Raw genomic sequence first — 26,322 nt, 5'->3', positions numbered from 1 at the left:
ATTATTAATAAATATATGCTACAATTATGACATAATTGGAGGGGTAAAACAATGAAAAGGAAGAAATTTTTTATAGCTTTTATAATTATATTGGCATTATTGGTATCATATGTAATGAATTTAAAAGCAACTTTTGCAAACCTTACTGAAAAAAAACCAGAACCCGAATTTGACAACCCTGGCCAGCGAATACTTGTGATCGTACCACACCCAGACGATGAATCTTTGGGAATGGCCGGCGTGATTCAAAGAGCTATAAGCCAAAAGATTCCTGTCAAAGTAGTAATTGTAACAAACGGGGACAGCTACAAAAAGGCTGCTGCAGTGTATACAGGACACGTCAATCCAACACCAGCAGATTTTTATAAGTTGGGAATCCAAAGACAAAGCGAAAGCATCGCTGCAATGTCTGAATTGGGTCTGCCGAAAAGCGACGTGATTTTCCTTGGCTTTGCTGACGGCAGCACAAGATTTCTATGGAGCGACTTCTGGGATAATACGCGTCCTAGAGTAAGCGGCGGTACTCAGGCAGCATACTCTCCATACAAAAATGTGTATAAACCCGGTATTGCATACACAGGAAGCAATTTAGAAAATTCCATACAAGAAATCATAAAATCTTTTAATCCCACAGATATATACTATCCACTAGCTGATGATATTCACCCAGACCATTGGGCTGTCAGCAATTTTGTAAGATATGCAATAACTGCAATGAACCTAAATGTGAGACAGCACATGTTCTTAGTACATCATCCTCAATGGCCCGTTCCGTGGCTTTTAGAACCCAGCAAACCATTGCTTCCACCAGTCGACATGGCCGACAGTAATACGAAATGGCAAATATTTAAGCTAAGATCAAGCGAAATCCAAAAAAAGGAGCTTGCTATTAGAAAGTATAAGACACAAATAGCTGTAATGGAGCCATTTTTAATGGGATTTATTCGGGAAAATGAACTTTTTGGAACTAAGCCTGTATTGATAATACCAAACGTTGAGGCGCTGCCTGATTTTAAGCAACAAGGACTGCCATACACATTGATAAAGATACCTGCCGGCGGCATATTAAACCAGGAAATTTATAGAAGTGCTGATCTTACAGAATTGGCCGCATTTTGTTATAAAGGCAATGAGCTGTATGTAGGAATGCAATCTCTGGCACCAATATCAAAAAAAGTAATATATCATTTAGAGATGAGATTATTTTACAAAGGTAGTATAAAAAGAATAGATATTGGATTGGTAGGAGGTAAACTGTACGAGTACAAAAAAGCAAAAAATTCCATCTATAACATTCCAATTTCAAATCCAATATTTAATAAAAATATAGTATGGATAAAAATGAATATACCGAATACTCAAAACCTAAATTATATATTTATGGGTGCCGATTCAATATATAAAAATAGATTGATAGATAAAATACCGTGGAATATGTATAAACTTGAGAAAAAATAGCAAGGTCTTCTTGCTATTTTTTTACTTACTTTGTCTCTTTTCGCTTTTTATGCTGTTCCCTGAATTCTTCCGTTTTATAATATCTTTTTGAAATTTCTTTATATACGTCATTAAGATTTATTCCTTTTTCTACCATTAAAACCATCAGGTGATAGATGTAATCTGCAATTTCATATACAACTTCTTCTTTTGAGTCTTCTTTTGAAGCAATTATTATTTCAGCATTTTCTTCTCCTATCTTTTTCAAAATTTTATTTAACCCTTTTTCAAAAAGATAATTTGTATAGGATCCTGTTACTGGATTTTCTTTTCTGCTTTCTATTCTTCTGTAGAGGTTACTAAGAATTGACTCCCTTTCTTCATTCTCATCATAATCATTTATAATATCTCTATAAAAACAGCTGTTGTTACCAGTATGACATGCAGGCCCTTCAGGTTCCACCTCTACCAGAAGCGTATCACCATCACAGTCGTACTTAATGGCTTTAATGTGCTGCACATTGCCTGATGTCTCCCCTTTGTGCCACAAGCTTTGTCTGCTTCTTGAAAAAAAATACGTCTCTTTGTTTTCCAAGCTTTTTTCAAGGCTTTCCCTATTCATATAGGCCATCATAAGAACTTCTTTAGTCTTATGATCCTGTACTATAGCAGGTATGAGGCCCTTTTCATCGAATTTTAAATCATCTATATTCATACACACAATTCCTTTCATTTTATTATTCTGACGGGTACATGATTCTCTTTCAGATAACTTTTAAGCTCACTTATCTTAAGCTCTCCGTAGTGAAATAGGGATGCTGCCAATGCTGCATCTGCTTTTGCCTCTGTCAATACTTCTTTAAAGTGTTCTTTATTGCCTGCACCACCAGATGCAATTACAGGTATATTTACCTTCTCAGCTACCATACGGGTTAATTCTATATCATAACCGTTTTTTGTGCCATCGGCATCCATGCTTGTCAGCAAAATCTCACCTGCTCCCAAGCTCTCCACCTTTTTCGCCCATTCCAAGACATCGTATCCTGTATTAACACGCCCACCATTTATATAAACATCAAAACCTGTATTATCATCTCTTCTCTTTGCATCTATCGCCACCACAACACACTGGCTTCCAAACTTTTTTGACGCATCTTTAATTAAATCAGGATTTTTAACCGCCTCGGAATTTATGGATATCTTGTCTGCACCGGCTCTCAATATCCTTCTAAAATCATCTACAGTGCGTATACCGCCCCCGACAGTTAGCGGTATAAATACCTTCTCTGAAGTCCTTTTGACAACATCAACCATTATATCTCTTTTCTCATACGATGCTGTTATATCAAGAAAAACTATCTCATCAGCCCCTGCCCTGTTGTATTCCTCTGCCACATCGACAGGATCGCCAGCATCTTTGAGGTTTACAAAGTTTACGCCCTTTACAACTCTTCCGTCTTTAACATCGAGGCATGGTATAATTCTCTTCGATAGCATTATAAAACCTCCAACACTTCTTTTAGATCTATTTTATTTGTATACAGAGCCTTTCCGATTATTGCGCCATATGCTCCAATCTCTTTTAATTTTAATATATCTTCTAAAGTTGTAATACCTCCAGATGCTATAACATTTATAGGAGTTTCAATAATTTTTTTGATGGAATCAAAGTTTGGCCCTTCCATCATTCCGTCTTTCCTAATATCGGTATATATAACCGTACCAATACCTATTTCCTTCATGTCTGATGCAAGTGCATCATCCCTTATATTGCTTCTACTAAGCCAGCCTTTCGTAGCAACATATCCATCCTTTGCATCAATTCCTACAATTATCTTATCTCCATACTCTAGTACAAGACTTTTAACAAAATTCTTATTATAAACAGCTATGCTGCCTAGTATTATATAGTCTATACCCAAATTAAATAGATGTTTAGCTGTTTCAAGATTCCTTATTCCGCCACCGACTTCAATTTCACCGGAAAAAGACTTTCTTATGTTTTCTATAGATTTTGAATTTACAAGGCGCCCTTCTTTAGCACCGTCCAAATCGACAACATGAATTCTTTTGGCTCCATAGTCACCCCAAATTTTTGCCGCATCTTCTGGATTTTGAAAATATACTGTACTAGTCTCATAATCACCCATTGTAAGCCTAACACATTTCCCGTCAATAATATCTATAGCAGGTATTATTATCATCAAATCCCTCCACAATAAATTAGATCAATTCCGCAAAATTCTTTAATATTTGAAGTCCAACATCACCGCTTTTTTCCGGGTGGAACTGGCACGAAAATATATTGTCTTTACATACAACAGCAGGTATTTCTATTCCATATTCAGTTATAGCACAAATATCTTCTTCATCCCCATTTGTTAGGTAATAAGAATGAACAAAATAGACATTATCCCCATTTTTTATTTTCTTCAAAAGAGGCACATTTTTCCTTATTATAAGAGAATTCCAGCCTATATGCGGAACTTTCAAATTCGTCTTAATCTCTTTAATCTCTCCTTTTAGAAGATGTAAACCGTCAACTTCTTTTACTTCATAGCTTTTATCAAACAAAAGCTGCATGCCAAGACATATACCCAAGATAAGCTTTCCCTTTTTAACTTCTTCTTTAATTGCGTTTGAAAATCCTTTTTTATTTAATAATTCCATTGCATCTGGAAAAGCTCCTACTCCTGGCAGTACAAGCGCATCAGCATCTCTTATCATTTTTACTTCATCAATTATTTTTGCTTCACATCCTAAATACTGAAATGCCTTTTCAACACTCCTTAAGTTGCCCATTCCGTAATCTATAATGCCTATCAAAATTACACCACCTTTTAAATCATAATACGCCTTTTGTAGAAGGTACGCCTTCAATTCTATCGTCGATTTTAGTTGCTTCATCTAAGCTGCGACCAAGAGCCTTAAATGCTGCTTCTATTATATGATGGGTATTTTTCCCATGAAGTTGTTCTATATGAAGGGTAATATATGAATTATATGCAAATGCCCTAAAGAAATCTTCAACTGTTTCTGTCTCAAAATTCCCCAAAACCTGCATTTTAAGCTCCAAATCATAGTACAAGTATGGCCTTCCACTTATGTCCACAACTGCTCTAATAAGTGCCTCATCCATTGGAACATACGACAAACCGTAACGCTTAATGGACTTTTTATCACCAAGAGCTTTTAAAAATGCCTGTCCTAATGTTATCCCTATGTCCTCCACTGTATGATGGGAGTCTACATATAAATCCCCCTTCGCTTCTACCTGCAGATCAAAAAGTCCATGCTTTGAAAACAAATTTAACATATGATCTAAAAATCCTATTCCTGTATTGATATGAGATTTCCCAGCTCCGTCGATATTAATCTTTACGTATACTTCTGTCTCCGCCGTCTTCCTATTGACTTCTGCTTCTCTCATGATAATATCTCCTTAATACATTTTATAAAATAACTGTTTGCTTCTCTTGTACCAATAGTCACGCGAAGCGTACCGCTTAACTCATTATCACCTGAAAAATCTCTTACAAGTATGCCCTTTTCTAAAAGCTTATTATATACATAATCAGCATCGTCAAACTTTAAGAGTAGAAAGTTAGCTTGTGAATTGTAAACTTTCAAGCCATCTATTTTACTTAATCCGTCCATCAAAAACTTTCTCTCATTTTTGATATATTCAACTCTATCCTTCACAGTATCCGCTTCCAACACGCTTAAAGCAATTGCTTGTGAAATGCTATTTACATTATACGGAGATTTGACCAAATTGAGACATCCTATCATCTCAGGATTTGAAACTGCATAGCCCACTCTCAGTCCAGCAAGACCGTATGCTTTAGAAAGCGTCCTTAAAACTATCATATTCTTATATTTATTAATTAAATCAATTACAGTTTCTCCAAAAAACTCATAGTATGCCTCATCAACAACAGTAATGCCTCTGTTCACTTCCAGTATCTTTATTATATCATCCCTACTAATTGTAGTACCTGTCGGATTATTAGGATTGCATAAAATCACTAACTTTGGATCATATTCCTTAATTGATTTTATAAATTCGCCTACATCGTAGTGATAATCTTCGCCTAAACTTACTTCTACTTTATTTGCACCTGCTATCTCTGAATATACTCTGTACATGCTGAAAGAAGGCACTGGATATACGACAAAATCATCTGGAGAAACAAATGCATTCATTATAATATGTATAATTTCATCAGATCCGTTTCCAACTAAGATATTGTCTTTTGATGCGCTGCATTTTTCTGCTAATTTATCTCTTAATTTTATGCTTACAGGGTCTGGATATCTATTGACATTTGCGCTTTTCACTATTTCTTGAAGGTTTTCCAACGTGGATTCAGGAAGGCTGAATGGAACTTCATTTGCATCCATTTTATATTTACATTCGATATTTGAAACTTCATAATTTTTAAATCCTTTTATCTCATCTCTCAACAAATCATAGATCATCTTTTAAACCTCACTTTTATAGAGTTGGCATGTGCTGTAAGTCCTTCTGCTTCCGCCAATCTTACAATATCATCTGATACATTCTTTAGCGAATTTTCATCATAATATAAAATGCTCATCTTCTTTATGAAATCATCCACAGACAGTGGTGAGAAAAATCTTGATGTCCCGCTTGTAGGCAGCACATGATTGGGACCTGCAATATAATCTCCAAGAGGCTCCGGCGAATTCTCTCCTAGAAAGATAGCTCCTGCGTTTTTCACCATTCCAATCATCTCAAATGGATTCTTTATATCAAGCTCTAGATGCTCAGGCGCTATCTCATTTGCAATATTTAAAGCATCTTCCAAATTATTAACAATGATTATTGCTCCATAATCTTCTAGCGATTTATTGATTATATCTTTTCTCTCAAGGTATAAAGTCTGTCTACTTACCTCTTCTGCTACTTTTTCTGCTATACTCTTTGAAGTAGTAATGAGAACAGCAGACGCCATAGCATCATGTTCAGCCTGCGACAATAGATCCGCTGCTAAATACGTCGGATTTCCGCTTTCATCCGCCACGATAAGAACCTCGCTGGGCCCAGCCACCATATCGATATCTACATACCCATACACAGCTCTTTTAGCCATGGCAACAAATATATTTCCCGGCCCAACTATTTTATCTACTTTAGGTATTGATTCGGTACCAAATGCTAATGCTGCAATTGCCTGTGCACCACCTATTTTGTAGATCTTGTTGATTCCAACTTCATTAGCTGCCACAATCACAAATGGATTTAATCCAGCTTTCACTGGCGTAACCATTACTATCTCATCAACACCTGCCACTTTTGCAGGAATGCTATTCATCAAAACAGACGAAGGATACGAAGCAGTACCACCAGGCACATATATGCCTACTTTTTCTAAAGGCCTTATCTTTTGGCCGTATACTATACCGCCTTTAAAATCTAACCATGTTTTTTGCCTTTGATTTTCATGATATTCTGTAATATTTTTAATGGCATTCCTTAAAGCACTTATAAATTCCTTATCTACTTTGCTGTAAGCATCATCTATCTCTCTTTTTTCAACCATTATGTTTTTATCATCTATTCCTATACCATCGTATTTTAATGTATAATCAAATAAAGCTCTGTCTCCATGCATCTTGACATTATAAATTATTTCAGGCACAGTCGACTCTACATCTTTATTCTCAAGCTTTGATCTATTGGTCAAATTTTTAATGACTGTATTATCAATCGAATTGCTAAAATCGTAGATTTTTATCATTTAGCATCAATCCCTTCAAACATATAATTCCGTAGCTTTTGTGCTCTTATTATGACTCTTCATCTAACTGTTTTCTGTAGCTTGTTTTAATTTATATATTATCTCTTTTATTCTATCGCTTTTTGTCTTCATGCTGGCTTTATTCACAATAAGCCTTGCACTTGATGGAAATATTTCTTCATATACAGTAAGCCCATTTTCTCTAAGCGTTGTACCCGTTTCTACAATGTCCACAATCACTTCAGATAACCCTACCAATGGAGCTAATTCGACAGAGCCATTTAGCTTTATGATTTCTACATTTTCTCCTTTTTTCTTATAAAATTCTTCAGCTATTGAAGGAAATTTCGTTGCAACTCTTTTGTTGCTTAAAAAAGTATTCTTCTTATTGGTGGGACCAGCGACCACCATTTTACACTTTCCAAATCCTAAATCAAGCACTTCATAGCAATCCCTTTTAAGCTCTAAAAGCACATCTTTTCCGCAAACGCCTATATCAGCTGCTCCATGTTCAACATATGTCGGCACATCTGTAGGTTTAACAAGTATAAACTTTAAATTTCTCTCAATATCACATATAAAAAGCTTTCGCGACATTTCATTTTGAATATTTTCTGATATACCACATGACGCAAAAATTTCGAAAGATTTATCTGCCATTCTTCCTTTCGGCAGCGCAACTGTTATGCTATCCATCTTGTACACCTACCTTAATAATCTCATCAAATCTTTTTTTCTTTAGATAATCTTCATTACCCTTGATTACAAGCTCTGCTATATTCCCCTCATTTCTCAATTTCAATGCTATATGGTAGGCTTCTTTTCTGCTACTATCATTGCAAAGTACCGCTACACTTTTTGGCTTCTTAGTGAATTTCTCGCTTTGATTTTGCACCGCCAGCATAGCTCTCTCTACGCTGATAGCAAAACCAGTTGCAGGCAAATCTTTCCCATAATTTTTAAGCAAATTATCGTACCTGCCTCCTGCGCAAATTGCGTATCCCAAATCTTTTACAAATATTCTGAATATGAGTCCTGTATAATAATCGATGCTTTGAACCATGCCCAAATCAAATGTTATATATTTGTCCATCCCAAAGTCTTTCAAAATATCATAGACTCTTTCCAAATAATTTAAAGTCCTATTAGCTTTTTCAAATTTATATACATCTTTTGCTTTTTTTATTATCTCTATATCTCCAAAAAACAGAGGCAGATTAACTATTAATTCATAATTATGGCCCGTTATATTATTGTTTTTGAGAAAATACTCTATCTCCGATTGATTTTTCTGCTCTAGCAATTCTTTTAAAACCTGTTCTTCATTCCGAGCTAATCCTAAATCATCCAGCAATGATTTAAAAAACTCTGCCTGACCTATGTCAACTTTAAAATCTTTTATGCCTATGTTTTTCAGCGCTTCTACCGCGACAGATATACATTCCGCATCAGAATACTCATGATTTTTCCCAATAAGCTCTATTCCCGCTTGCGTGTACTCCCTCATCCTGCCAACTTGTGGATTGTCATATCTGTACACATTAGCGATGTAGCAAAATTTAAGAGGATATTCATTGTATTTTGTAGATGCTATCCTTGCAACTTGTGTTGTAACATCGGGTCTTAATGCAAGAAGATCTCCTTTCTTATCAAAAAATCTATAAAGATTATTTTCGTCAAAAAAAATGCCTGAAGTATTACTGAAATTTTCCATGTATTCAAATGTGGGAGGCATTATTTCTTCATATCCAGACGATTCAAATGTTTTTCTCAATATATTTTCTATACTGTGCTTAAATCTTAATTCCTCAGGCAAAAAATCCTGTACTCCATCAGGTAAATTTTTCATCAAAGCACCTCGCTAACCATCTAAATTACTTTATCTTTGTAGAGTGATAAAGTAATGACTTGTTATTTACATAATAATTTATTTTTGTCCATGTGTCAAGTACTTTAATCAAAATTGCACCTGACAGAAGCTATTACAGGAAAATGATCTGATAGATTGCAATCAACTGCCTTTATAGATTCAACGCTTATATCCTTAGAATGCATTATATAGTCTATTCTAACAGGCTCATCACCATCTAAATATGAATAATAATCAGAATTAGCACTAAATGCTCCATCAACAAGTACATGATTAATTATTGAATATGCTTCATTCTCAGGTGTTTCATTAAAGTCACCTGTTAAAATCACAGGATAATCTAATCTTTTAATAATCTTTAATATCTCCTGTGATTGAATTACTCTTTCTTTGCTATTAAGCCCCAAATGAGTTGTTAGAAACCATATTTTTCTATAACTATCTAATTCTATCAGTACTGACAATACACCTCTTCTTTCGCCAGTAGAAGTCAGGTGATAATTATTTTTCTTTACAATGGGATATCGCGACAATATTCCATTGCCAAATGAACCTAAGCCAATTTTTATATTTGGTCCAAATGCGTAATACATCTTAAGCCTTTTAGCTAAATATTTTATTTCGTTTAAAAAATATGAGCGCCCCAAATATGTGTCGACTTCTTGCAAACCTATTACATCGGCTTTTGATTGTTTTATAAAGTTTGAAATGCCGTATATGGTCAAATTGTCATCGATATCTTTTCCACCGTGAATATTATAAGTCATAATAGTTAATATCATAAAAATCCCTTCATTTTCAATTTATATTCTCATTTATTATATGCTAAATTATGTAAAACAAAAACGGGACCTTTTAATTAAGATCCCATAAAGTTTTATCTATTTTATTCGTCTTTTTTGCTTTCTGTCAGTTTAGTAAAAATATTAAAAAGCTCTATAGGTATTGGAAACAGAATCGTAGAATTCTTTTCTGCTGCTATTTCAGGGAGTGTCTGAAGGTACCTTAACTGCAGTGCAGCAGGTTCTGCCGATATGACAGCAGCCGCTTCTTTAAGTTTTTGCGATGCTTGAAATTCGCCATCTGCAAATATGACTTTTGCTCGCCTTTCTCTCTCTGCTTCTGCCTGTTTTGCCATTGCCCTTTTCATCGTATCTGGAAGCTCAATGCTCTTTATCTCAACTGCTGTAACCTTGATACCCCAAGGGTCCGTCGCTTCATCCAGCAATTCTCTGAGCTTTTCATTCAGTTCAGCTCGCTTTGCCAACATTTCATCAAGTTCATGTTGACCAAGAATTGATCTCAATATAGTTTGACCTAGAAGCGTCGTACTTTGTGTATAATTCGCAACCTTTGTTATGGCAAGGATAGGATCTAAAACATTAAAGTACACGACAGCATCAACATTTACAGGAACATTATCCTTTGTAATGACTTCTTGCTTTGCAACATCGATTGTAAATGTCCTTAAATCAACTTTTATTACCTTATCTATACCAAATGGAAATATCACGTTAAAACCGGGTCCCAGCAAGCCAGATAATTTACCAAAACGAAATAAAACACCTCTTTGATATTCTGTGATAATCTTTACCATACCTGGAAGTATAATGAATGGTACGATAGCCAATATGACATCAATTATTGCATTATTAGGATTCATTCTTATGATTGTTACTATCCCTATAACACCCCAAATTATAAATGTTACAAGCATGAAATAGAAGTTAGCGAAAATCTTTCTGGTTACAGATATTGCCATCCACACAATCCACCATATAGCCTCAATGGCAAATACAACTATAAAAACCGTACTTAGGATTGAAATTACCGATGCATCCATATTTATGCATCTCCTTTCTTGATATTATCTCTAATTCTAATATTAACCATTTAATTTTCAATTTCAAGCACTAAAATATAAATTTTGTATTAATTTTTATTGAAAAGCTATTTTAATAAATTGTTTCATATGGAACAAATTGTAAATAAAGTATTAATTTTTCTACGAAATTTTCTCTACAATCTTTTTTGATTTGACAATAAACACAAATGAAAATACAGCTATCACAAAGACAATAATCTCTACAACAAAAATACTTTTAAGAACTTTTGCTTGATATAATGCAGCAAATATATCCGTTATGAAATGCAGTAACAGTGCATATATAAAATACTTATATCTGCCACTTTTTACGCTATAAAGAACTAAAATCGAGAGTGCTATTTGCAGTGTAAAAGCAAACAATCTTTCAAAACCGCTGATTAAAAACATGTATGAAGGTGTATTAATTATTGCATTCTTTATTTGATCAACTGTTCCAAACGGTAATTTTGCTTTTAGGGCTTCAAGTGAACCAGAATTTATCATGAATGAATATATTAAATTATTGATATTGCTGATTCCACCGATAATGATAGCCTCTGTTCCGCCATGTCCTAAGCCATAACTTAAACCGTCTTTCCAATTTCGATACTTCTTAAGTATAGTCTTAAAACCTATTAACCTTCCAAATTCCTCAAATATAGCAGCAGCACATGCACCATAAAATGCATACGCATAAGGATGATGTATTATGGCAGTATATTTGAATATAAAAGAGTGAAGTGTTGATTCTAAAATCAAAGCAAATACAATAAAAATCAAAGCACCTGTAAACAAAGCCTTAAATGAAATTTTAAACCTTTTATATGAGTAAGCAACAGCAAAGACAGGAATCAAGATCGAGAAGATTATTGAAATAATAATAAAAGCTATTTTTAAACCATTAACCATAATAAATTTCTCCCTCACAATTTTATTTCATCACATTTACGTTTATCATACTTATTGACATGATTATCAATATCAAAACTATTATACCGACCCATATAGACGGCCTTGCAAAATTGACAGTCCAGCCTACGCCAAACCTCTTCTCAACAAATAATGCCGGATCGTCCGGATTATAATAAATCAAGCCTCCTTTCCAATACCTGTCATCATCTCTATCGACCGAACTCGGCTTATTATTTTCTCTATCTATCTTGATCCTTTCACCTCCTTGACCAGTCATTACAGATACAACTATTGCAGCAATTGCTATAATTAGCCCCGGCAATATAGAAAAAATAGCTATTTTGCTTTGCCAGTCTTTTATTGCTCCATAAACAATAAATGCTGTGCCCATTAAAATGACATTTATTAAGATAGAAATAAACACAACAAAACCAGACCATATTCTTCTAAACTTAAGATTTTTTTCTTTCGATATTTCTGGATTTGATGGATCTATCTGTTGTTTTGCTAATTCTATCATTTTATATGAAACAAACATCAAAATCGTCATAATCACCTGTACAATACTGAGTGAAAAAACTGAAGCAATTGTTTTTGATGCATACGAATCCGGTATTCCTTGTAAATCAAAGTGAATAGGTATCCTAGATGACATGTTGGGATATCTGTAAACTCCTACAGCTACAGTTAAAATAATTATTGCTATCGGCAATAAAAACCATAAAGGCGATACAACTACCTTTTCTTTCCTAAAATCCATGTCTACAACCGCAATTTCTTTTTTCCCTTTACTCCACTCTTTTTCAGACTTTAAAGCAGCTACCTGCAAATGTGCCCTCATATACATCATAAGCATCAGTATTATTTCAATAAAAATTCCTCCAATTGCAATATTTATATTGTTGATTTTGGACAATATAAATGCTAAAAAAACTATACTTGTAACTAGAAAATTAACTAAATACGCTCTTTTTATTTTTTGTATCTCTCTATCAGATGAGAATTCTTTAGGCACGTAAACGCCAAATATAATAGTTCTTCGCGTAATAAACGGTGTAATAGATCCTATTACAATTAATATGACATATGGTATTAGAAGATTAATATAATATAGAGTATTCATTTCAGCAAACCTCCTATACTTTATTTTTAAACTGCTCTAAAATTTCTTTACATATTCTTAATATCTCATCCTGCGTCATGCCTCTGCAGTATGCATTTGCCAGTATAGGGTGAATCTCTTTCTTTAAGCTTTCAATAAAATTATCATCGGCAGTAGCATTTTTAGTTACAACGTACCCTTTCCTCCTGTGAACATTTAAAAATCCTTCATCTTTCAAAATGTCATAGGCTTTTTTTACCGTATGAAGATTTATTCCAAAATCACTTGCCAACTGTCGTATAGAAGGCAATTCATCACCTTCTTTAAGCATCCCCAACGCTATCCCTTCTATTATCTGATTTTTTATTTGCATATATATAGGTATATCTGACTCAAATTCTATTCTTAATAGCAATATTAAACTTCACCTCCTATGTGATATTTGTAATATATATAATATAACAGATATCACATAAAGTCAATGCCATTCTCCACTTTAAATAAAAGATTAGCAGATGTAGCTTATTCATCTGCTAATTTTGTTTACGCTTTAACTGATATTTTCGTTCCCATCATCACAGATACTTGATGTATCTGTCCGTCATCCTTGAGAGCAATTTTATTGCCATCCACTATCTTTCCATCCACATTGACTTCCTGTACACCTCTGTTTATCCTTTCAGGGTTTTCTACCTGGATGATATATTTAGTATTATTTTTGTATATATATTCTATTTTGTACTTCGTCCAATCCTTTGGCACGCATGGATCTATAATAAGCATATTTTTTTCTTTCTTAAATCCTAATATGTGTTCAATTGCTACTCTGTACATCCATCCAGAAGAACCAGTGTACCATGTCCAGCCGCCTCTGCCTGTATTTGGCTCTACTGCGTAGACGTCGGCAGCCATGACATAAGGCTCAACTTTATACTTGGAGTTTTCAATAGGCGTCCTGGAATGATTTATTGGATTTATCATGGAATAAAGCCTATACGCTTTATCCCCATCGCCAACTACAGCATATGCCATTATAGCCCATATTGCTGCATGTGTATACTGACCGCCATTTTCTCTAACACCAGGTACATATCCTTTAATGTAGCCGGGGTTTAGATCACCTTTGTCAAAAGGTGGGGACAAAAGCTTTATGATAGCATTGTCATAGTCGATCAAGTAATTTTCCAATGCATCAAGCGCTTCTTTTACCCTCTCCCATTTGGCTGCACCAGATATTGCTGCCCAAGATTGTGCTATTGAATCTATTTTGCATTCATTGTTTTGACTAGAACCAAGCGGAATTCCGCTGTCAAAGTATGCCCTTCTATACCAGCTTCCGTCCCATCCATGTTTTTCAATTGATTCGATAATATCATCGGCAACCTTTTTGTATTTTTCAACCCTCTCGTAGTCGTTATTTTCAATACAAACTTGTATAAACTTTTTAAGTGTAACATACATAAACCACCCAAGCCATATGCTCTCGCCTTTTCCTTTGTTGCCCACCATGTTCATTCCATCATTCCAGTCGCCAGAACCCATCAGTGGTATTCCATGCTGACCAAATTTCAATGAATGTTCTATGGCTCTTATGCAATGCTCATAAACTGTCGCAACTTCATCTGATACTACTGGTTTGCCATACCTTTCGTCTTCTTCATCCTTTAGTGGTTCTTCGTCCAAAAAAGGCATTTTAACATTTAGTATTTCCGTGTCACCTGTCACGCTTACGTAATCCGCTACAGCATATGGCAACCAGAGAAGATCGTCTGAATATTTTGTCCTTATGCCTCTATCTGTCCCCGGATGCCACCAGTGGAGAACATCTCCTTCTTTGAATTGATGTGCACAGGCATTTAATATTTGAGCCCTCGTAAGTTCCGGTGCCACATATACCACATTCATAGTATCCTGCAGCTGATCTCTAAAACCATATGCACCTCCTGACTGATAAAATGCAGATCTTGCCCATATTCTGCAGGATATGGTCTGATAAAGGAGCCATCCGTTTAATAGTAAGTCCATAGACTTATCAGGCGTGTTTACCTGTATTGTTCCAACAAAATTGTTCCAAAACGTATCCACATAACTCAAAGCTTCTTTCACATTATCCAGATTTTTGTAATAATTTATTATGCGATTGACATCATCTGTCGACATGCCTGTTCCCAGCAAAAACACCAGCTCTTTTTCCTCATTTTCTTCTAAATCGACATTAATTTGTACTGCAGCACATGGACTAAACCCAACTCCAACATTATTCGATAGAGATTCTCTTTTTAATGATTCGGGTCGCTTGGTGTCAAAATCAGGTCCCAGAAATTCCGACAGATTTCCTGTATATGACTGTATTTTATGAGACGCACTTACAAAAGATATTCTGCCAAGAAAATCCTCATTAAATACGTTTCTCATAAGCAGCGCATTCATATCTTTGTTCATTTCCGTCACTATATAAGGGGACGTTAAATTTTCAAAGACACCCAATACAGGTTTTACATAATAGTATAGACTTAACATCCTTTTTTCGCCGCTAATATTTTTAAGTTTTACAAGCGATATTTTCACGGTATCATTCATTGGTACAAACTCTAACATTTCATGGCTTATTCCTGAGCAAACATGTTTGAATAATGAATGTCCAAATCCATGCTCTGCAATATACTGTCCACCATCTCTTATGGGTTTAGCTGTAATCGTCCAAAATGCACCTGTTAAATCATCCCTGATATATAAGATTTCCCCGCTTTCATCTAAAACAGGATCATTTGACCATGGTGTAATCTTGTATTCTCTACTGTTCTCTGACCAGGTGTAGCCACTGCCTGATTCAGAAACTTGAAAGCCAAATTTGTAGTTTGAAATTACGTTTAACCACGGCATAGGCGTCTCCTTGTCACCATCCAAATCTATCACGTATTTATGTCCATCCATAGAAAACCCACCATATCCATTGCTGTAATACAGTGGTATATTTTCTGGCAGCGAAACAGGGTAATTTTTTTCTTCATTTTTTATATCAAGCAATTTGGATTTACTATCTTTTTCACCAGCATCATATTCAAGTTGCTTTTCAATAGGCATGCCAGCTGTAAGCGAAAGCCTTGCAACAGTATTTAATAAAATGTAATCTTCATCTTTTAAATTGCTTTTATTAAGCAGAAATACACCACCATATTCTCCTATTATGTTGTATGCAAAACTGCCGCTTATTACATCCTTAATCTTGTCGCCTAATGCATCAATGTAACCGCCTTTATCATTATTTAAAATCACCAAATCTACATATAATCCTTTCATCCTCCAATACTCATGAGCCTTCAGCAGTTGCTTCAATATTGGTATCTCCTCTTTTTTGCTGATTTCTAAAAGCACTATTGGAATATCGCCAGATATACCGTACGCCCACAGTCCAGACTGGCCTTTTCTATTTTTCAATAAGTAATCTGCCTTTTTCATCCTAACAGGACTTAAATATATTATGTGGGGCAGCATCTGCTGAAAAAGACCTAACTCGTCTGACTTTAAGTTGAGATAGTCTAACTCCACTTTACCGCGGGATACTGACATTTCAAATGCCCTTTCGGTAGCTCCGGCATTTTTATACTTGTTTGCCAGTTTTACAACCTCAGATTTCGATTCTGCCACAGCAGTAATGAAAATTACTTTAGCTGTCTGATTTGGTTCCAATTTTATTCTTTTTCTCAAAGACATGACAGGATCAAGGACAGGACCGTCTGAATTCGATAATGGTCTGTCTGCTACAAGAGCCCTGGGATTCCTAAGAGTCCTGCCTCTACCTATAAACTTTGTTCTGTCTGTCTCAAACTGTGTATCACCTATTGTCTCACCGCCTTCAACAGAAACAGCGTGAGCAGCCCACAAAGATGATTTTCCCAAATCTCTAGGTCTTCTGTTAGCAACTATCATATCACTGTCAAGCAAAATCTCTGTTTTTATAAACAACTTATTAAAAGCCGGATGGGCTATATCAGCATTAATATCGCTTAAAACTGGTTCAAAATAGCTTGTCACCTCCAGTGTCCTTGAATTACTACTATGATTTTTCAATGTGACACGCCTTATCTCCACATTATCCTCAGGAGAAACAATCACCTCTGTCTCAGTATCAATATTACCAACCTTCTTTATGAACTTGGCCATGTCTTGCTTAAATACTACTTTGTACTTTTCATCTTTTGCATAAAATGGAGCATACGTTGTAGACCAAGTAGTATTTGAGTTTATGTTTTGCACAAATATAAATGTTCCGTGAATCTCATCCAGGCTATTTTTCCACCTTGTTATATTTGTTCCTTCTTTTTTGCTGTAACCAGTACCTCTATCTGTTAAAAGCACAGAGTAATCTCCATTTGAGAGAATATGGACTTGTGGAAGAAAGCTATCTAATTCCTCTATCACTCTCACTGTCTTTACTTCTTCCCTCTTTGGCTCTTCAAATTCCCTTTGTGCCTCTATTTCTTCTTTAAGCAGCATTGTACCATCTGGTACTCTCTCTTGTAGCAATATTTCAACTGATTTTATATAAGGATCTGAATGAAATCTTTTCTGCATCACATTTTTATTTATGAAGTTATTTAAAGCTAACATGCTCATACCCAGGTGGTGCGACATAAAGCTTTTAACTATAGCATATTTTTTCCCATAAGGCATCCTTTCTGGCGTAAAATCAATCGCCTCGTAAAAACCATACTTGCCTTCCATTCCCAGTTCTTTTAATTTTTTTATGTTTTTCACAACAGATTGAGGATCTATCTGCAAAGCCAGCATTGTTCCATACGGTGCTATCACAATGTCATGGGATAGTCCTCTTTTAAGGCCCATCCAAGGCACTCCAAACGCCTTATACTGATAATTAAGCTTGATATCAAAAGAGTAAAAACCTGATTCAGATATCCCCCAGGGTATGTCATACTTTTGGGCATATTTTTTCTGCATCATGATGACAAACTTATATGTCTGGTCTAAAAGCGTATTTTTGTAGTTCTTCATTATCAAAAGAGGCATAAAATATTCAAACATGGTTCCTGACCAAGAAACTAAGCCCCTTAAATAATTTTCTACTGTTACCATCCTTCCCATTCTAAACCAATGTTTCACATCAATTTCTTTTTTTGCTATAGCTATAAAACTAGCCTGCCTTGCCTCTGATGCAAACAAATCATAATAGGACTTTGTCAATTTTTCATCTTCAATATTGTAGCCTATAGAAAAAAGCTGCCTTCTTGTATCAAATAAAGGTCTAAACTCTGTCTTTTCAACAAGATTGCTTAATCTGCCTATCAAATCGTGTACCCTGTCTATCAAAGATGTAATTTTTTTATATGGCTCTATAAATTCTTCTGCCTCCATAGATGCGTGTGAATCTATAATTTCTTTATAACTGACTTTTAAACTATTTAATGAAATATCATTATTTAAATCAAACAATTTTTCGTATTCATTTTCTTTCTTGACAATTGGCAATAAATCTTCCAATTCTTTAATGAATGAATCGACAGTTTCTACAGTTTTTGGGTACCATCCATCCTCGTCATCCAATTTTATACCATCCAATTCACTTTTTAGCCGCTTAAGGTGTTGATACCAATCGCAGACAGTATAATCTCTGTTAGGCATCTCAAATTTTATTTTTTTGTTTTTTACGCCTTCATTTAATATGTTTATCAAGTCTAACAATCCATCCCGTAAATTTTCAGTTAAAGGCTTGTCTAAGACCTCTTTTAATCCTTCTTTAAGTACTATCATATATCCAACAAGATTTCCGCTGTCAACTGTAGAGACATAGTATGGTTTAAGTGGCTCTAGACTATCTGTTTTATACCAATTGTAAAGATGTCCATGCCACTTTTCCATTTTCTCTATGGTGGATACCGTCTTTTCGATTCTGTCTACCATCTCAGAAGTAGTAATATATCCAAAATCTCTAGCTGATATTGTAGATGAAAGATACAAACCAATATTTGTTGGAGAAGTCCTCCTTGCTACTCCTGCATAAGGATCTAGTTGGAAATTATCAGGAGGCAAATAATTATCCTGCTCCGTTGCAAAATCCTCAAAATACCTCCAGGTTTTTCTCGCTAATCTCCTTAGCTCTTTAATATCTGATTCTTCCAAAGTTGATTCGTGTTCTACTATAGGACAGCTTATCTTATATGCAATGAAAGGCGATACAATCCATATTAATGCTGTAATTACAGAATAATACAGCATACCCGGTTTAAAATATGCGCTCGATAGAATAAAAATGAACCCTACTAATATCGATATCCACATTTTGTTTAAAAAACTCAAAAAATCATTTTTAAGCCGCCTTTCCATATCTGCCGCTGTTATCCATTCTAAAAGATTTTTCTTTGATATATAGACTCTGTATAGAGTCCTAATTATCGCATCCATCATCATATAACTTTGATATGGCAAAAACGCAAACTGCAGTGCGCCTGTATAAAATGTATTTTTAATGCTGTTTGTAAGTAAATTGTCGCGGTTGTTTGACCTTGATCTAATCTTTCCTACCAATATATCAATCACACCAGCGATAAAAGGTGCAAACATGACTAATAGCGCCAGTAAGTATGTTAACATGCTGTTTATTGGCAACAAAATACCAATAAACAACAGAAGCAGAGTAAATGGCGCTACAAGGCTTCTTCTCAAATTGTCGATTATTTTCCACTTTGAGATTATCGACAAAGGATTTTCTATGTAATCGCCATTTCTTGTTCTAATCCTTTTTGCGAGCCATGGTAAAAGCTGCCAGTCACCTCTTACCCACCTATGTAATCTCATCATATACGAATTGTACTTTGACGGAAAACCATCAATTAACAAAATATCTGTCACAAGCCCTGTTCTCACAAAAGAACCTTCAAGCAAATCATGGCTTAGCACTGAATTATCAGGTATCAAATCTTTAAGAATATTTCTAAATACCGCAACATCGTATATTCCTTTCCCTGTAAAAATGCCTTCTCCAAAGAGATCCTGATAAACATCAGAAACTGCAGTCGTATAAGGATCAATACCGCCATATCCTGCGAATATCGTAGAAAAAATAGACGAACTGGAAGAGACAATGTCCACCCCAATCCTCGGTTGAAGAAGTCCATATCCTTCAACTACTATATTTCTTTCTCTGTCAATCACTGCTTTATTAAGTGGATGCATCATTGTCCCAATAAGTTTTTTAGCAGTATCCATTATTAAATTTGTATCTGCATCAAGTGTAATGACGTATTTTATACTTGGCAAATCTTCAACATTTACACTTTTTATGTAGAAACTTGTCTCTTTTGAACCATTTAAAAGTTCATTAAACTCGATTATGGCACCTCTTTTTCTTTCCCAGCCCATATACGCATTTTGCATTTCGCAAAATACTCGCTTTCTATGGAAATAGAAAAATATATCTTTCCCTTTGGAGTATTTTTCGTTAAGCTCTCTTATGCCTTGAAGAGCACTGTTTATTATCTCCTCATCGTCATCTAATTTTTCTTTTTTAGTATCTTTAAAGTCTCCAACAACAGCAAAGTAAAGATTATCTTCTTTATTTGATATATATATTACTTCCAACTGCGACAATAACTCTTTAACCCTTTTAACGCTTGTTAGCAGTGTTGGTATAATTACCATAGTCGCAGATTCTTCAGGTATACCGTTTTTAAGTTCTATCTTTGGTATTATTGTAGGCTTTTTAACATGTATTATCACCCAATTAACTGCCTGTACAACAATCTCGCTTACAGGTATTATAGATATAGCTGCTATAGTAGCAGCATAAGCGACATTTGCACCTTTCATGATTAAAAGAACTGACAAAGCAGCTGCAATCAATATTGTCAATGCAATGATAGATGATATATAAAAGACGGCTATGTGTTTTTTTACGATACGATTTAATTTCAAATTGTTTTTCTTATGTCCTATTTTGCTTTCTAATATGCTTCTACCCTTGCCTATTATATAAAATCCTACATGATTTATGTATCCTGGCTTGTTGTTGTCATTTAATACCTCCTTTGCACACTCCAAAGCTTTTCTGGCAACATATGTCTCTGACGTATTGTATCTTTTCGCTATCTCTTCAATTTCATGTCTGTAATAATCCCGCGATTCAAAATCCATCATCTCATATGTACCGTCAGGATCCTGCCTCAATATCTGCTCTACGTTGCTAAGCTTTTCGAATATCTGCGCCCAATCTAATGTTGAAACATATTTAAGGCTGGTTATAGCATTGCCGATTGCCACCTGTCTTGCAGCTAATATTTGATGGTCTAGCTCGACTATATCGGATATATTCGTATCGTATTCTTGGAGAATTCTATCTATATATTGTACTAGTATTGTTGAATCATCACCTTCCATCCTTATTCTTTGCAGCAATCTCTCAAAAAAGGATGTAGGTATTCTTCCTACAGTCAGCACTTTATCGTGTATTAATTTTTTAACATCATCAAACGTCATGTTCTTATTTGCAAATATGATATTTGCAACTTCATCGGCTTTATTCCACTGTTTCTGTGTAATAACTATTTTTTCTGAGCTTCTCTTAATATTTTCAATCAATGCAATTCTTATCATCAAGCCCAGTGCCCACAGTTCACCACTTGACAAAAGCGACTTCGACTGGTAAGCATTAATGAAATCTACGATTGTATCCTCATCAATTCTTCCGTCTGTATGTGACACTAGTTCCAACGCAATAGCATATACCCTTGGGTAACCTTTTAATATGCTGTTTTTAAGTCCTGGAAGCCCTGAATAATAACCTTTCGATAGGCTTTTTCTAATCTCTTTTACCTGTTCTTCAATGATATAGAAATTATCTAAAAGCCATTCAGCATCTTGTGATATTGATTGTGTTTCTCCAGCCATGTTAATGTTTCTGTAAACAGATTTTATGTAGCTATAGCTTTTGTTCATACGTGGTATAAGCATATAATTTAGCTTAGTGTCTTTCATTACATAATGGTTCTGCGCTAAATCTTGAGCATGTTTCATTAGTTCATCATGATTCAGCAAAACATCATGTAAATCCCTTTCTTCATAATTATTCTTTTTTAAATACCTATTGAAAATCATTAACAAAAATAATATCAATAAAGCTCCTATTAATATATGTACAAATGTAGTAAACTCCAAGAAAAACACATCTCCTTTATCCCAAAATATAGTGACAAAATTATTATTCCCAATTTCCTATTATTTTTTTCTCATAAAAATAAAAACAAGGTAAATATTATTATGTACCTTGTTTTAAAAATTTATTTTATTTTCTTAAGCCTTTAGGATAATAGTTTTTTAATACTCCTTTAACTGCTCTTCCCCAACCAATTGAATAGCCATCAATTAAAAGAAGTATCCATCCATCATCGATATCGATATTTAATGTTTCACCATGAATATATGATTCTATTTCATTAGCTCTCAAATTATAAATTCTCTTGGTCTCATCTTTTTTTAAAGCCATTGCCAGCCAATGAGATGGCTCAAACCTTCCTTTTTTTAACTGTCCCAGATCAAATCCACATCTATACACTTTTATTCCAGATAAGTCCATCGTTTCTTCAGGAATATGATAAACATGATCACCTATCTTTTGTAAATTCAATTTTTCCACATCTATATTGAGATAATTGTCAATAAAATCGTAAAAAAGTTTGTCAACAAAGCCCTTTCTTTGTTTAAATTTTACTTTGCTATTGCTGCTCTTATCATAGATGCCATTTTTTCTGAGTTTAGCTATAAAATGACCTTCACCTTTTAATAAGTGTGGCCAAAGCCTTACACATTTTCTTAAGTCACTGCACCCATTGACCCATTCTGAATGTCCATTATCAAATCCCTCATGCTTATAAATTTCTATTAATTCAAAGTCGCTGTGATTTTTTAGAAAATGGTCGATTACACCTTCATTTTCTTCCGGAGAAAATGTACACGTTGAATATACCATTATTCCGCCAGGCTTTAACATGCATGATGCACTATCCAATATCTTTTTCTGGCGATAGGCACAGCTTAACACATTTTCCAAAGACCATTCATCTCTTGCCGTTTCATCTTTTCTGAACATTCCTTCGCCAGAACATGGGGCATCAACAAGTATTTTATCAAAATAATCTTTAAATGTCTTTTCAAGTTTTTCTGGTGACTCATTTAAAATAACAGCATTTCTTATACCAATCCTTTCAATGTTTTCTGCAAGAACTTTTACTCTCTTGGAATTAATCTCATTTGATACTAATAAGCCTTCCCCATTGAGCTTTGAAGCTATGTGTGTAGATTTACCTCCTGGCGCCGCACTTAAATCTAATACGATATCCCCTGGCACAGGATTCAATGCTTCTACTACCGCCATAGCGCTCGGTTCCTGAATATAAAATAAACCAGCATCGTGGTAATAATGCTTTCCTGGTTTATCATTTTGATCATAGTAAAATCCTGTATCACACCATGGTACAGATATCAATCTAAATGGAGAAATCCTTAAAAACTCATCAACAGAAATCTTTAGCGTATTGACTCTAAGTCCCCTATAAGGCTCTTTTTCATATTCCATCATAAACTTCTCGAAATCATCTTTTAACAGAAATCTCATCTTATTTACAAAGTCTTCTTTAATTTTCATAATCATTTCATCACCATAAAATATATAATCTTTAATTATCATTATAACTCTTTTATACAATATATGTGTCTATTATTTTATTGCTTATAAAAATTATAAACAAAAAAGAGATAGTCCATTTAAAACAGACTACCTCTTTTATAAATTTTTACCGGCAGCGACCTACTCTCCCGAGTAATCAGTACCATCGGCGCTGGAGGGCTTCACTATCACCCCAAAAAGTCTTGCGGCTTTTCGGGGGACCCCGATTTGGGACCGTGTTCGGAATGGGAACGGGTTTTTAACCTCCGCTATTGCCACCGGAAATCTTTTGTTCATTTGTCCTTTTACATCTTTCGAAAAATCTTATCTAATAAATACTTTTTTCGAAAAATATTATCACAAGTGAACTATTAATTGCGTTTTCGTTATATACTCGGCGAACGCAGTGCAGTGAGGCGTTAAAAGCCGTCACAACGCATAGACGGCTTTAGCCGAACTAACGTAGTGAGCCGTTAGTATATAGAAAACACAATTTGTGAACGGTGATAATATTTTTCGCTATATGCTTTTTTTAATGAACTTTGAATACTGCACAATGCTTCTTTGGTCAAGTCCTCGACTTATTAGTACCGGTCAGCTCAAAGTATTTCTACTCTTACACCTCCGGCCTATCTACCTCGTCTTCTCCAAGGTGTCTTACTCTGGCACTCAACTCTACCTACTGTAATCTATTTTATTTCATTCCCTAACATTTGTACATAGTGCTTTTTTCCTTCAGTAAGTATAGTTGAGTGCCAGATGGGAAATCTTATCTTGAGGTGGGTTTCACGCTTAGATGCTTTCAGCGTTTATCCCTTCCAAACTTGGCTACCCAGCTGTGCGAATGGCTTCGCAACTGGTACACCATCGGTTTGTCCACCCCGGTCCTCTCGTACTAAGGGCAGTTCCTCTCAAATTTCCTACGCCCGCGACGGATAGGGACCGAACTGTCTCACGACGTTCTGAACCCAGCTCGCGTACCGCTTTAATGGGCGAACAGCCCAACCCTTGGGACCTACTTCAGCCCCAGGATGCGATGAGCCGACATCGAGGTGCCAAACCTCCCCGTCGATGTGGACTCTTGGGGGAGATCAGCCTGTTATCCCCAGGGTAGCTTTTATCCGTTGAGCGACGGCAATCCCATTCTCTACCGCCGGATCACTAAGCCCGACTTTCGTCCCTGCTCGAATTGTCTTTCTCGCAGTTAGGCTACCTTCTGCCTTTGCACTCTTACGCGCGATTTCCTTCCGCGCTGAGGTAACCTTTGGACGCCTCCGTTACTCTTTGGGAGGCGACCGCCCCAGTCAAACTGCCCGCCTGTCAGTGTCCATATGCCGGCTTACGGCTCCTATGTTAGAATTTCGGTAATATCAGGGTGGTATCCCAACGTCGGCTCCAGATAGGCTTGCGCCCATCTTTCTCCGCCTCCCACCTATCCTGTACAGATATTACTAAAATTCAGTGACAAGCTGCAGTAAAGCTCCATGGGGTCTTTCTGTCCTGTCGCGGGTAACTCGCATCTTCACGAGTACTACAATTTCACCGGGTCCCCCATCAAGACAGCGCCCAAGTCGTTACGCCTTTCGTGCAGGTCGGAACTTACCCGACAAGGAATTTCGCTACCTTAGGACCGTTATAGTTACGGCCGCCGTTTACTGGGGCTTAAGTTCAGAGCTTTGGATTTCCTCCTGACCTTCCCCTTAACCTTCCAGCACCGGGCAGGCGTCAGCTCCTATACTTCGTCTTTCGACTTAGCAGAAACCTGTGTTTTTGGTAAACAGTCGCTTGGGCCTCTTCTCTGCGGCCTTTCGGCACTCCTTCTCCCGAAGTTACGGAGTCTTTTTGCCGAGTTCCTTAATGAGGGTTCTCCCGCTCGTCTTTGGATTCTCTCCTCGCCTACCTGTGTCGGTTTCTGGTACGGGCACCTCTATCCTCGATAGCAACTTTTCTTGGCAGCCCCTTCGAAACTTCGCCTTTCGGCTCCCCTTCACAGCTCTTATGAGCTTTGGTACTTCACTCAAAGCTCTTTTCGTCGCTGCTTGGACGTGCTCTACCAACCGCACGCTTTTCTTATCTCGCTGCGTCCTTGCTTCTCTTTTAGCGGATTTCGGTGGTACCGGATTTATTACCGGTTCTCCATCGCCTACGCTTTCGCCTCGGCTTAGGTCCCGACTTACCCTGGGCGGATTATCCTTCCCCAGGAATCCTTAGGCTTTCGACGGTAAGGTTTCTCGCCTTACTCTCGTTACTTATACCGGCATTCTCTCTACTGTACTGTCCAGATTCGCTTTCGCTTATCCTTCTCCCTGTACAGTACGCTCCCCTACCATTCATTATGAATCCGTAGCTTCGGTGGCATGTTTTAGCCCCGTTTATTTTCGGCGCGGGATTTCTCGACCAGTGAGCTATTACGCACTCTTTGAATGTATGGCTGCTTCTAAGCCAACATCCTGGTTGTCTTGGAAATCCTACTTCCTTTTCCACTTAACATGCTCTTTGGGACCTTAGCTGTCGGTCTGGGCTGTTTCCCTTTTGACCACGGATCTTATCACTCGTAGTCTGACTCCCAGGGTTCTCAATATGGCATTCGGAGTTTGATAGGGTTCGGTAACCTTTTTGGCCCCTAGTCCATTCAGTGCTCTACCTCCATATTTTTCACCCCTGAGGCTAGCCCTAAAGCTATTTCGGGGAGAA

Annotated in this window: 17 protein-coding genes and 2 rRNA genes (1 of these 19 only partly in view); 1 reads left to right on the top strand and 18 read right to left on the bottom strand. The window is 36.1% G+C overall.

What is annotated here, in order from left to right; genetic code table 11:
- The first annotated feature begins 51 nt into the window (after positions 1–51).
- On the top strand, positions 52–1,458 hold the full coding sequence (locus TTHE_RS02880) for a PIG-L deacetylase family protein (RefSeq protein WP_013297104.1): 1,407 nt from the start codon (positions 52–54) through the stop codon (positions 1,456–1,458).
- 25 nt (positions 1,459–1,483) lie between these two features.
- Here TTHE_RS02880 and hisIE read toward each other — a convergent pair whose 3' ends face one another.
- The 18 genes from hisIE to TTHE_RS02795 all read right to left on the bottom strand — a co-directional run.
- A complete protein-coding gene (gene hisIE, locus TTHE_RS02875; RefSeq protein WP_013297103.1) occupies positions 1,484–2,152 on the bottom strand; it encodes a bifunctional phosphoribosyl-AMP cyclohydrolase/phosphoribosyl-ATP diphosphatase HisIE in 669 nt (222 codons plus the stop codon).
- Positions 2,153–2,166: 14 nt separating this feature from the next.
- Entirely contained in the window at positions 2,167–2,934 is a 768-nt protein-coding gene (gene hisF, locus TTHE_RS02870) for an imidazole glycerol phosphate synthase subunit HisF (RefSeq protein ID WP_013297102.1), read from the bottom strand.
- Positions 2,934–3,641, bottom strand: coding sequence for a 1-(5-phosphoribosyl)-5-[(5-phosphoribosylamino)methylideneamino]imidazole-4-carboxamide isomerase (hisA, locus tag TTHE_RS02865; RefSeq protein WP_013297101.1), 708 nt, complete (start codon positions 3,639–3,641; stop codon positions 2,934–2,936). The genes hisF and hisA overlap by 1 nt, the downstream gene beginning before the upstream one ends.
- Before the next feature lie 19 nt (positions 3,642–3,660).
- Complete coding sequence (gene hisH, locus TTHE_RS02860) at positions 3,661–4,263, bottom strand: imidazole glycerol phosphate synthase subunit HisH (RefSeq protein ID WP_013297100.1); 603 nt, start codon at positions 4,261–4,263, stop codon at positions 3,661–3,663.
- Positions 4,264–4,282: 19 nt separating this feature from the next.
- Complete coding sequence (gene hisB / locus TTHE_RS02855; protein WP_013297099.1) at positions 4,283–4,867, bottom strand: imidazoleglycerol-phosphate dehydratase HisB; 585 nt, start codon at positions 4,865–4,867, stop codon at positions 4,283–4,285.
- The gene (hisC, locus tag TTHE_RS02850; protein WP_013297098.1) at positions 4,864–5,919 is read right to left on the bottom strand and encodes a histidinol-phosphate transaminase; all 1,056 of its coding nucleotides are present in this window, start codon (positions 5,917–5,919) and stop codon (positions 4,864–4,866) included. The genes hisB and hisC overlap by 4 nt, the downstream gene beginning before the upstream one ends.
- On the bottom strand, positions 5,916–7,202 hold the full coding sequence (gene hisD / locus TTHE_RS02845) for a histidinol dehydrogenase (protein ID WP_013297097.1): 1,287 nt from the start codon (positions 7,200–7,202) through the stop codon (positions 5,916–5,918). The genes hisC and hisD overlap by 4 nt, the downstream gene beginning before the upstream one ends.
- Before the next feature lie 63 nt (positions 7,203–7,265).
- Positions 7,266–7,898: an ATP phosphoribosyltransferase gene (hisG, locus tag TTHE_RS02840; RefSeq protein ID WP_013297096.1), complete on the bottom strand. Its 633-nt coding sequence runs from the start codon at positions 7,896–7,898 to the stop codon at positions 7,266–7,268.
- Positions 7,891–9,051, bottom strand: a complete 1,161-nt coding sequence (hisZ, locus tag TTHE_RS02835) for an ATP phosphoribosyltransferase regulatory subunit (protein ID WP_013297095.1) — start codon at positions 9,049–9,051, stop codon at positions 7,891–7,893. Before hisZ ends, hisG begins: the two co-directional genes overlap by 8 nt.
- Before the next feature lie 104 nt (positions 9,052–9,155).
- Complete coding sequence (locus TTHE_RS02830; RefSeq protein ID WP_231292709.1) at positions 9,156–9,839, bottom strand: endonuclease/exonuclease/phosphatase family protein; 684 nt, start codon at positions 9,837–9,839, stop codon at positions 9,156–9,158.
- 119 nt (positions 9,840–9,958) lie between these two features.
- A complete protein-coding gene (locus tag TTHE_RS02825; protein ID WP_013297093.1) occupies positions 9,959–10,915 on the bottom strand; it encodes a slipin family protein in 957 nt (318 codons plus the stop codon).
- Between the two features lie 162 nt (positions 10,916–11,077).
- Positions 11,078–11,848 (bottom strand): YhfC family intramembrane metalloprotease, encoded by a 771-nt coding sequence (locus TTHE_RS02820; protein WP_013297092.1) that lies wholly within the window; start codon positions 11,846–11,848, stop codon positions 11,078–11,080.
- 22 nt (positions 11,849–11,870) lie between these two features.
- Positions 11,871–12,974 carry a DUF1648 domain-containing protein gene (locus tag TTHE_RS02815; RefSeq protein WP_013297091.1) on the bottom strand — a complete coding sequence of 368 codons (1,104 nt, stop codon included), beginning with the start codon at positions 12,972–12,974 and terminating at the stop codon, positions 11,871–11,873.
- A gap of 13 nt (positions 12,975–12,987) precedes the next feature.
- The gene (locus TTHE_RS02810) at positions 12,988–13,368 is read right to left on the bottom strand and encodes a GntR family transcriptional regulator (RefSeq protein ID WP_013297090.1); all 381 of its coding nucleotides are present in this window, start codon (positions 13,366–13,368) and stop codon (positions 12,988–12,990) included.
- Positions 13,369–13,496: 128 nt separating this feature from the next.
- Positions 13,497–22,061, bottom strand: a complete 8,565-nt coding sequence (locus TTHE_RS02805) for a glycoside hydrolase family 94 protein (protein WP_231292708.1) — start codon at positions 22,059–22,061, stop codon at positions 13,497–13,499.
- 187 nt (positions 22,062–22,248) lie between these two features.
- Positions 22,249–23,613: an RsmF rRNA methyltransferase first C-terminal domain-containing protein gene (locus tag TTHE_RS02800; RefSeq protein ID WP_041587522.1), complete on the bottom strand. Its 1,365-nt coding sequence runs from the start codon at positions 23,611–23,613 to the stop codon at positions 22,249–22,251.
- A gap of 143 nt (positions 23,614–23,756) precedes the next feature.
- Positions 23,757–23,911, bottom strand: a 5S ribosomal RNA gene (rrf, locus tag TTHE_RS13700).
- Between the two features lie 281 nt (positions 23,912–24,192).
- A 23S ribosomal RNA gene (locus TTHE_RS02795) occupies positions 24,193–26,322 on the bottom strand (it continues 893 nt past the right edge of the window).

Origin of the sequence: Thermoanaerobacterium thermosaccharolyticum DSM 571 (genome assembly GCF_000145615.1) — a bacterium.
In the GTDB taxonomy this organism is placed as follows: Bacteria; Bacillota; Thermoanaerobacteria; order Thermoanaerobacterales; family Thermoanaerobacteraceae; genus Thermoanaerobacterium; species Thermoanaerobacterium thermosaccharolyticum.
This window is presented reverse-complemented; position numbering and strand designations above follow the sequence as displayed.

What these genes read in the sequence shown, in the direction of transcription:
- hisIE (WP_013297103.1), bottom strand. Translation starts at nt 2,152, where the DNA reads ATGAATATAGATGATTTAAAATTCGATGAAAAGGGCCTCATACCTGCT.
- hisB (WP_013297099.1), bottom strand. Translation starts at nt 4,867, where the DNA reads ATGAGAGAAGCAGAAGTCAATAGGAAGACGGCGGAGACAGAAGTATAC.
- TTHE_RS02825 (WP_013297093.1), bottom strand. Translation starts at nt 10,915, where the DNA reads ATGGATGCATCGGTAATTTCAATCCTAAGTACGGTTTTTATAGTTGTA.
- TTHE_RS02820 (WP_013297092.1), bottom strand. Translation starts at nt 11,848, where the DNA reads ATGGTTAATGGTTTAAAAATAGCTTTTATTATTATTTCAATAATCTTC.
- hisD (WP_013297097.1), bottom strand. Translation starts at nt 7,202, where the DNA reads ATGATAAAAATCTACGATTTTAGCAATTCGATTGATAATACAGTCATT.
- TTHE_RS02800 (WP_041587522.1), bottom strand. Translation starts at nt 23,613, where the DNA reads ATGATTATGAAAATTAAAGAAGACTTTGTAAATAAGATGAGATTTCTG.
- TTHE_RS02880 (WP_013297104.1), top strand. Translation starts at nt 52, where the DNA reads ATGAAAAGGAAGAAATTTTTTATAGCTTTTATAATTATATTGGCATTA.
- hisF (WP_013297102.1), bottom strand. Translation starts at nt 2,934, where the DNA reads ATGCTATCGAAGAGAATTATACCATGCCTCGATGTTAAAGACGGAAGA.
- TTHE_RS02815 (WP_013297091.1), bottom strand. Translation starts at nt 12,974, where the DNA reads ATGAATACTCTATATTATATTAATCTTCTAATACCATATGTCATATTA.
- hisC (WP_013297098.1), bottom strand. Translation starts at nt 5,919, where the DNA reads ATGATCTATGATTTGTTGAGAGATGAGATAAAAGGATTTAAAAATTAT.
- TTHE_RS02830 (WP_231292709.1), bottom strand. Translation starts at nt 9,839, where the DNA reads ATGACTTATAATATTCACGGTGGAAAAGATATCGATGACAATTTGACC.
- hisA (WP_013297101.1), bottom strand. Translation starts at nt 3,641, where the DNA reads ATGATAATAATACCTGCTATAGATATTATTGACGGGAAATGTGTTAGG.
- TTHE_RS02805 (WP_231292708.1), bottom strand. Translation starts at nt 22,061, where the DNA reads ATGATTTTCAATAGGTATTTAAAAAAGAATAATTATGAAGAAAGGGAT.
- hisZ (WP_013297095.1), bottom strand. Translation starts at nt 9,051, where the DNA reads ATGAAAAATTTACCTGATGGAGTACAGGATTTTTTGCCTGAGGAATTA.
- hisG (WP_013297096.1), bottom strand. Translation starts at nt 7,898, where the DNA reads ATGGATAGCATAACAGTTGCGCTGCCGAAAGGAAGAATGGCAGATAAA.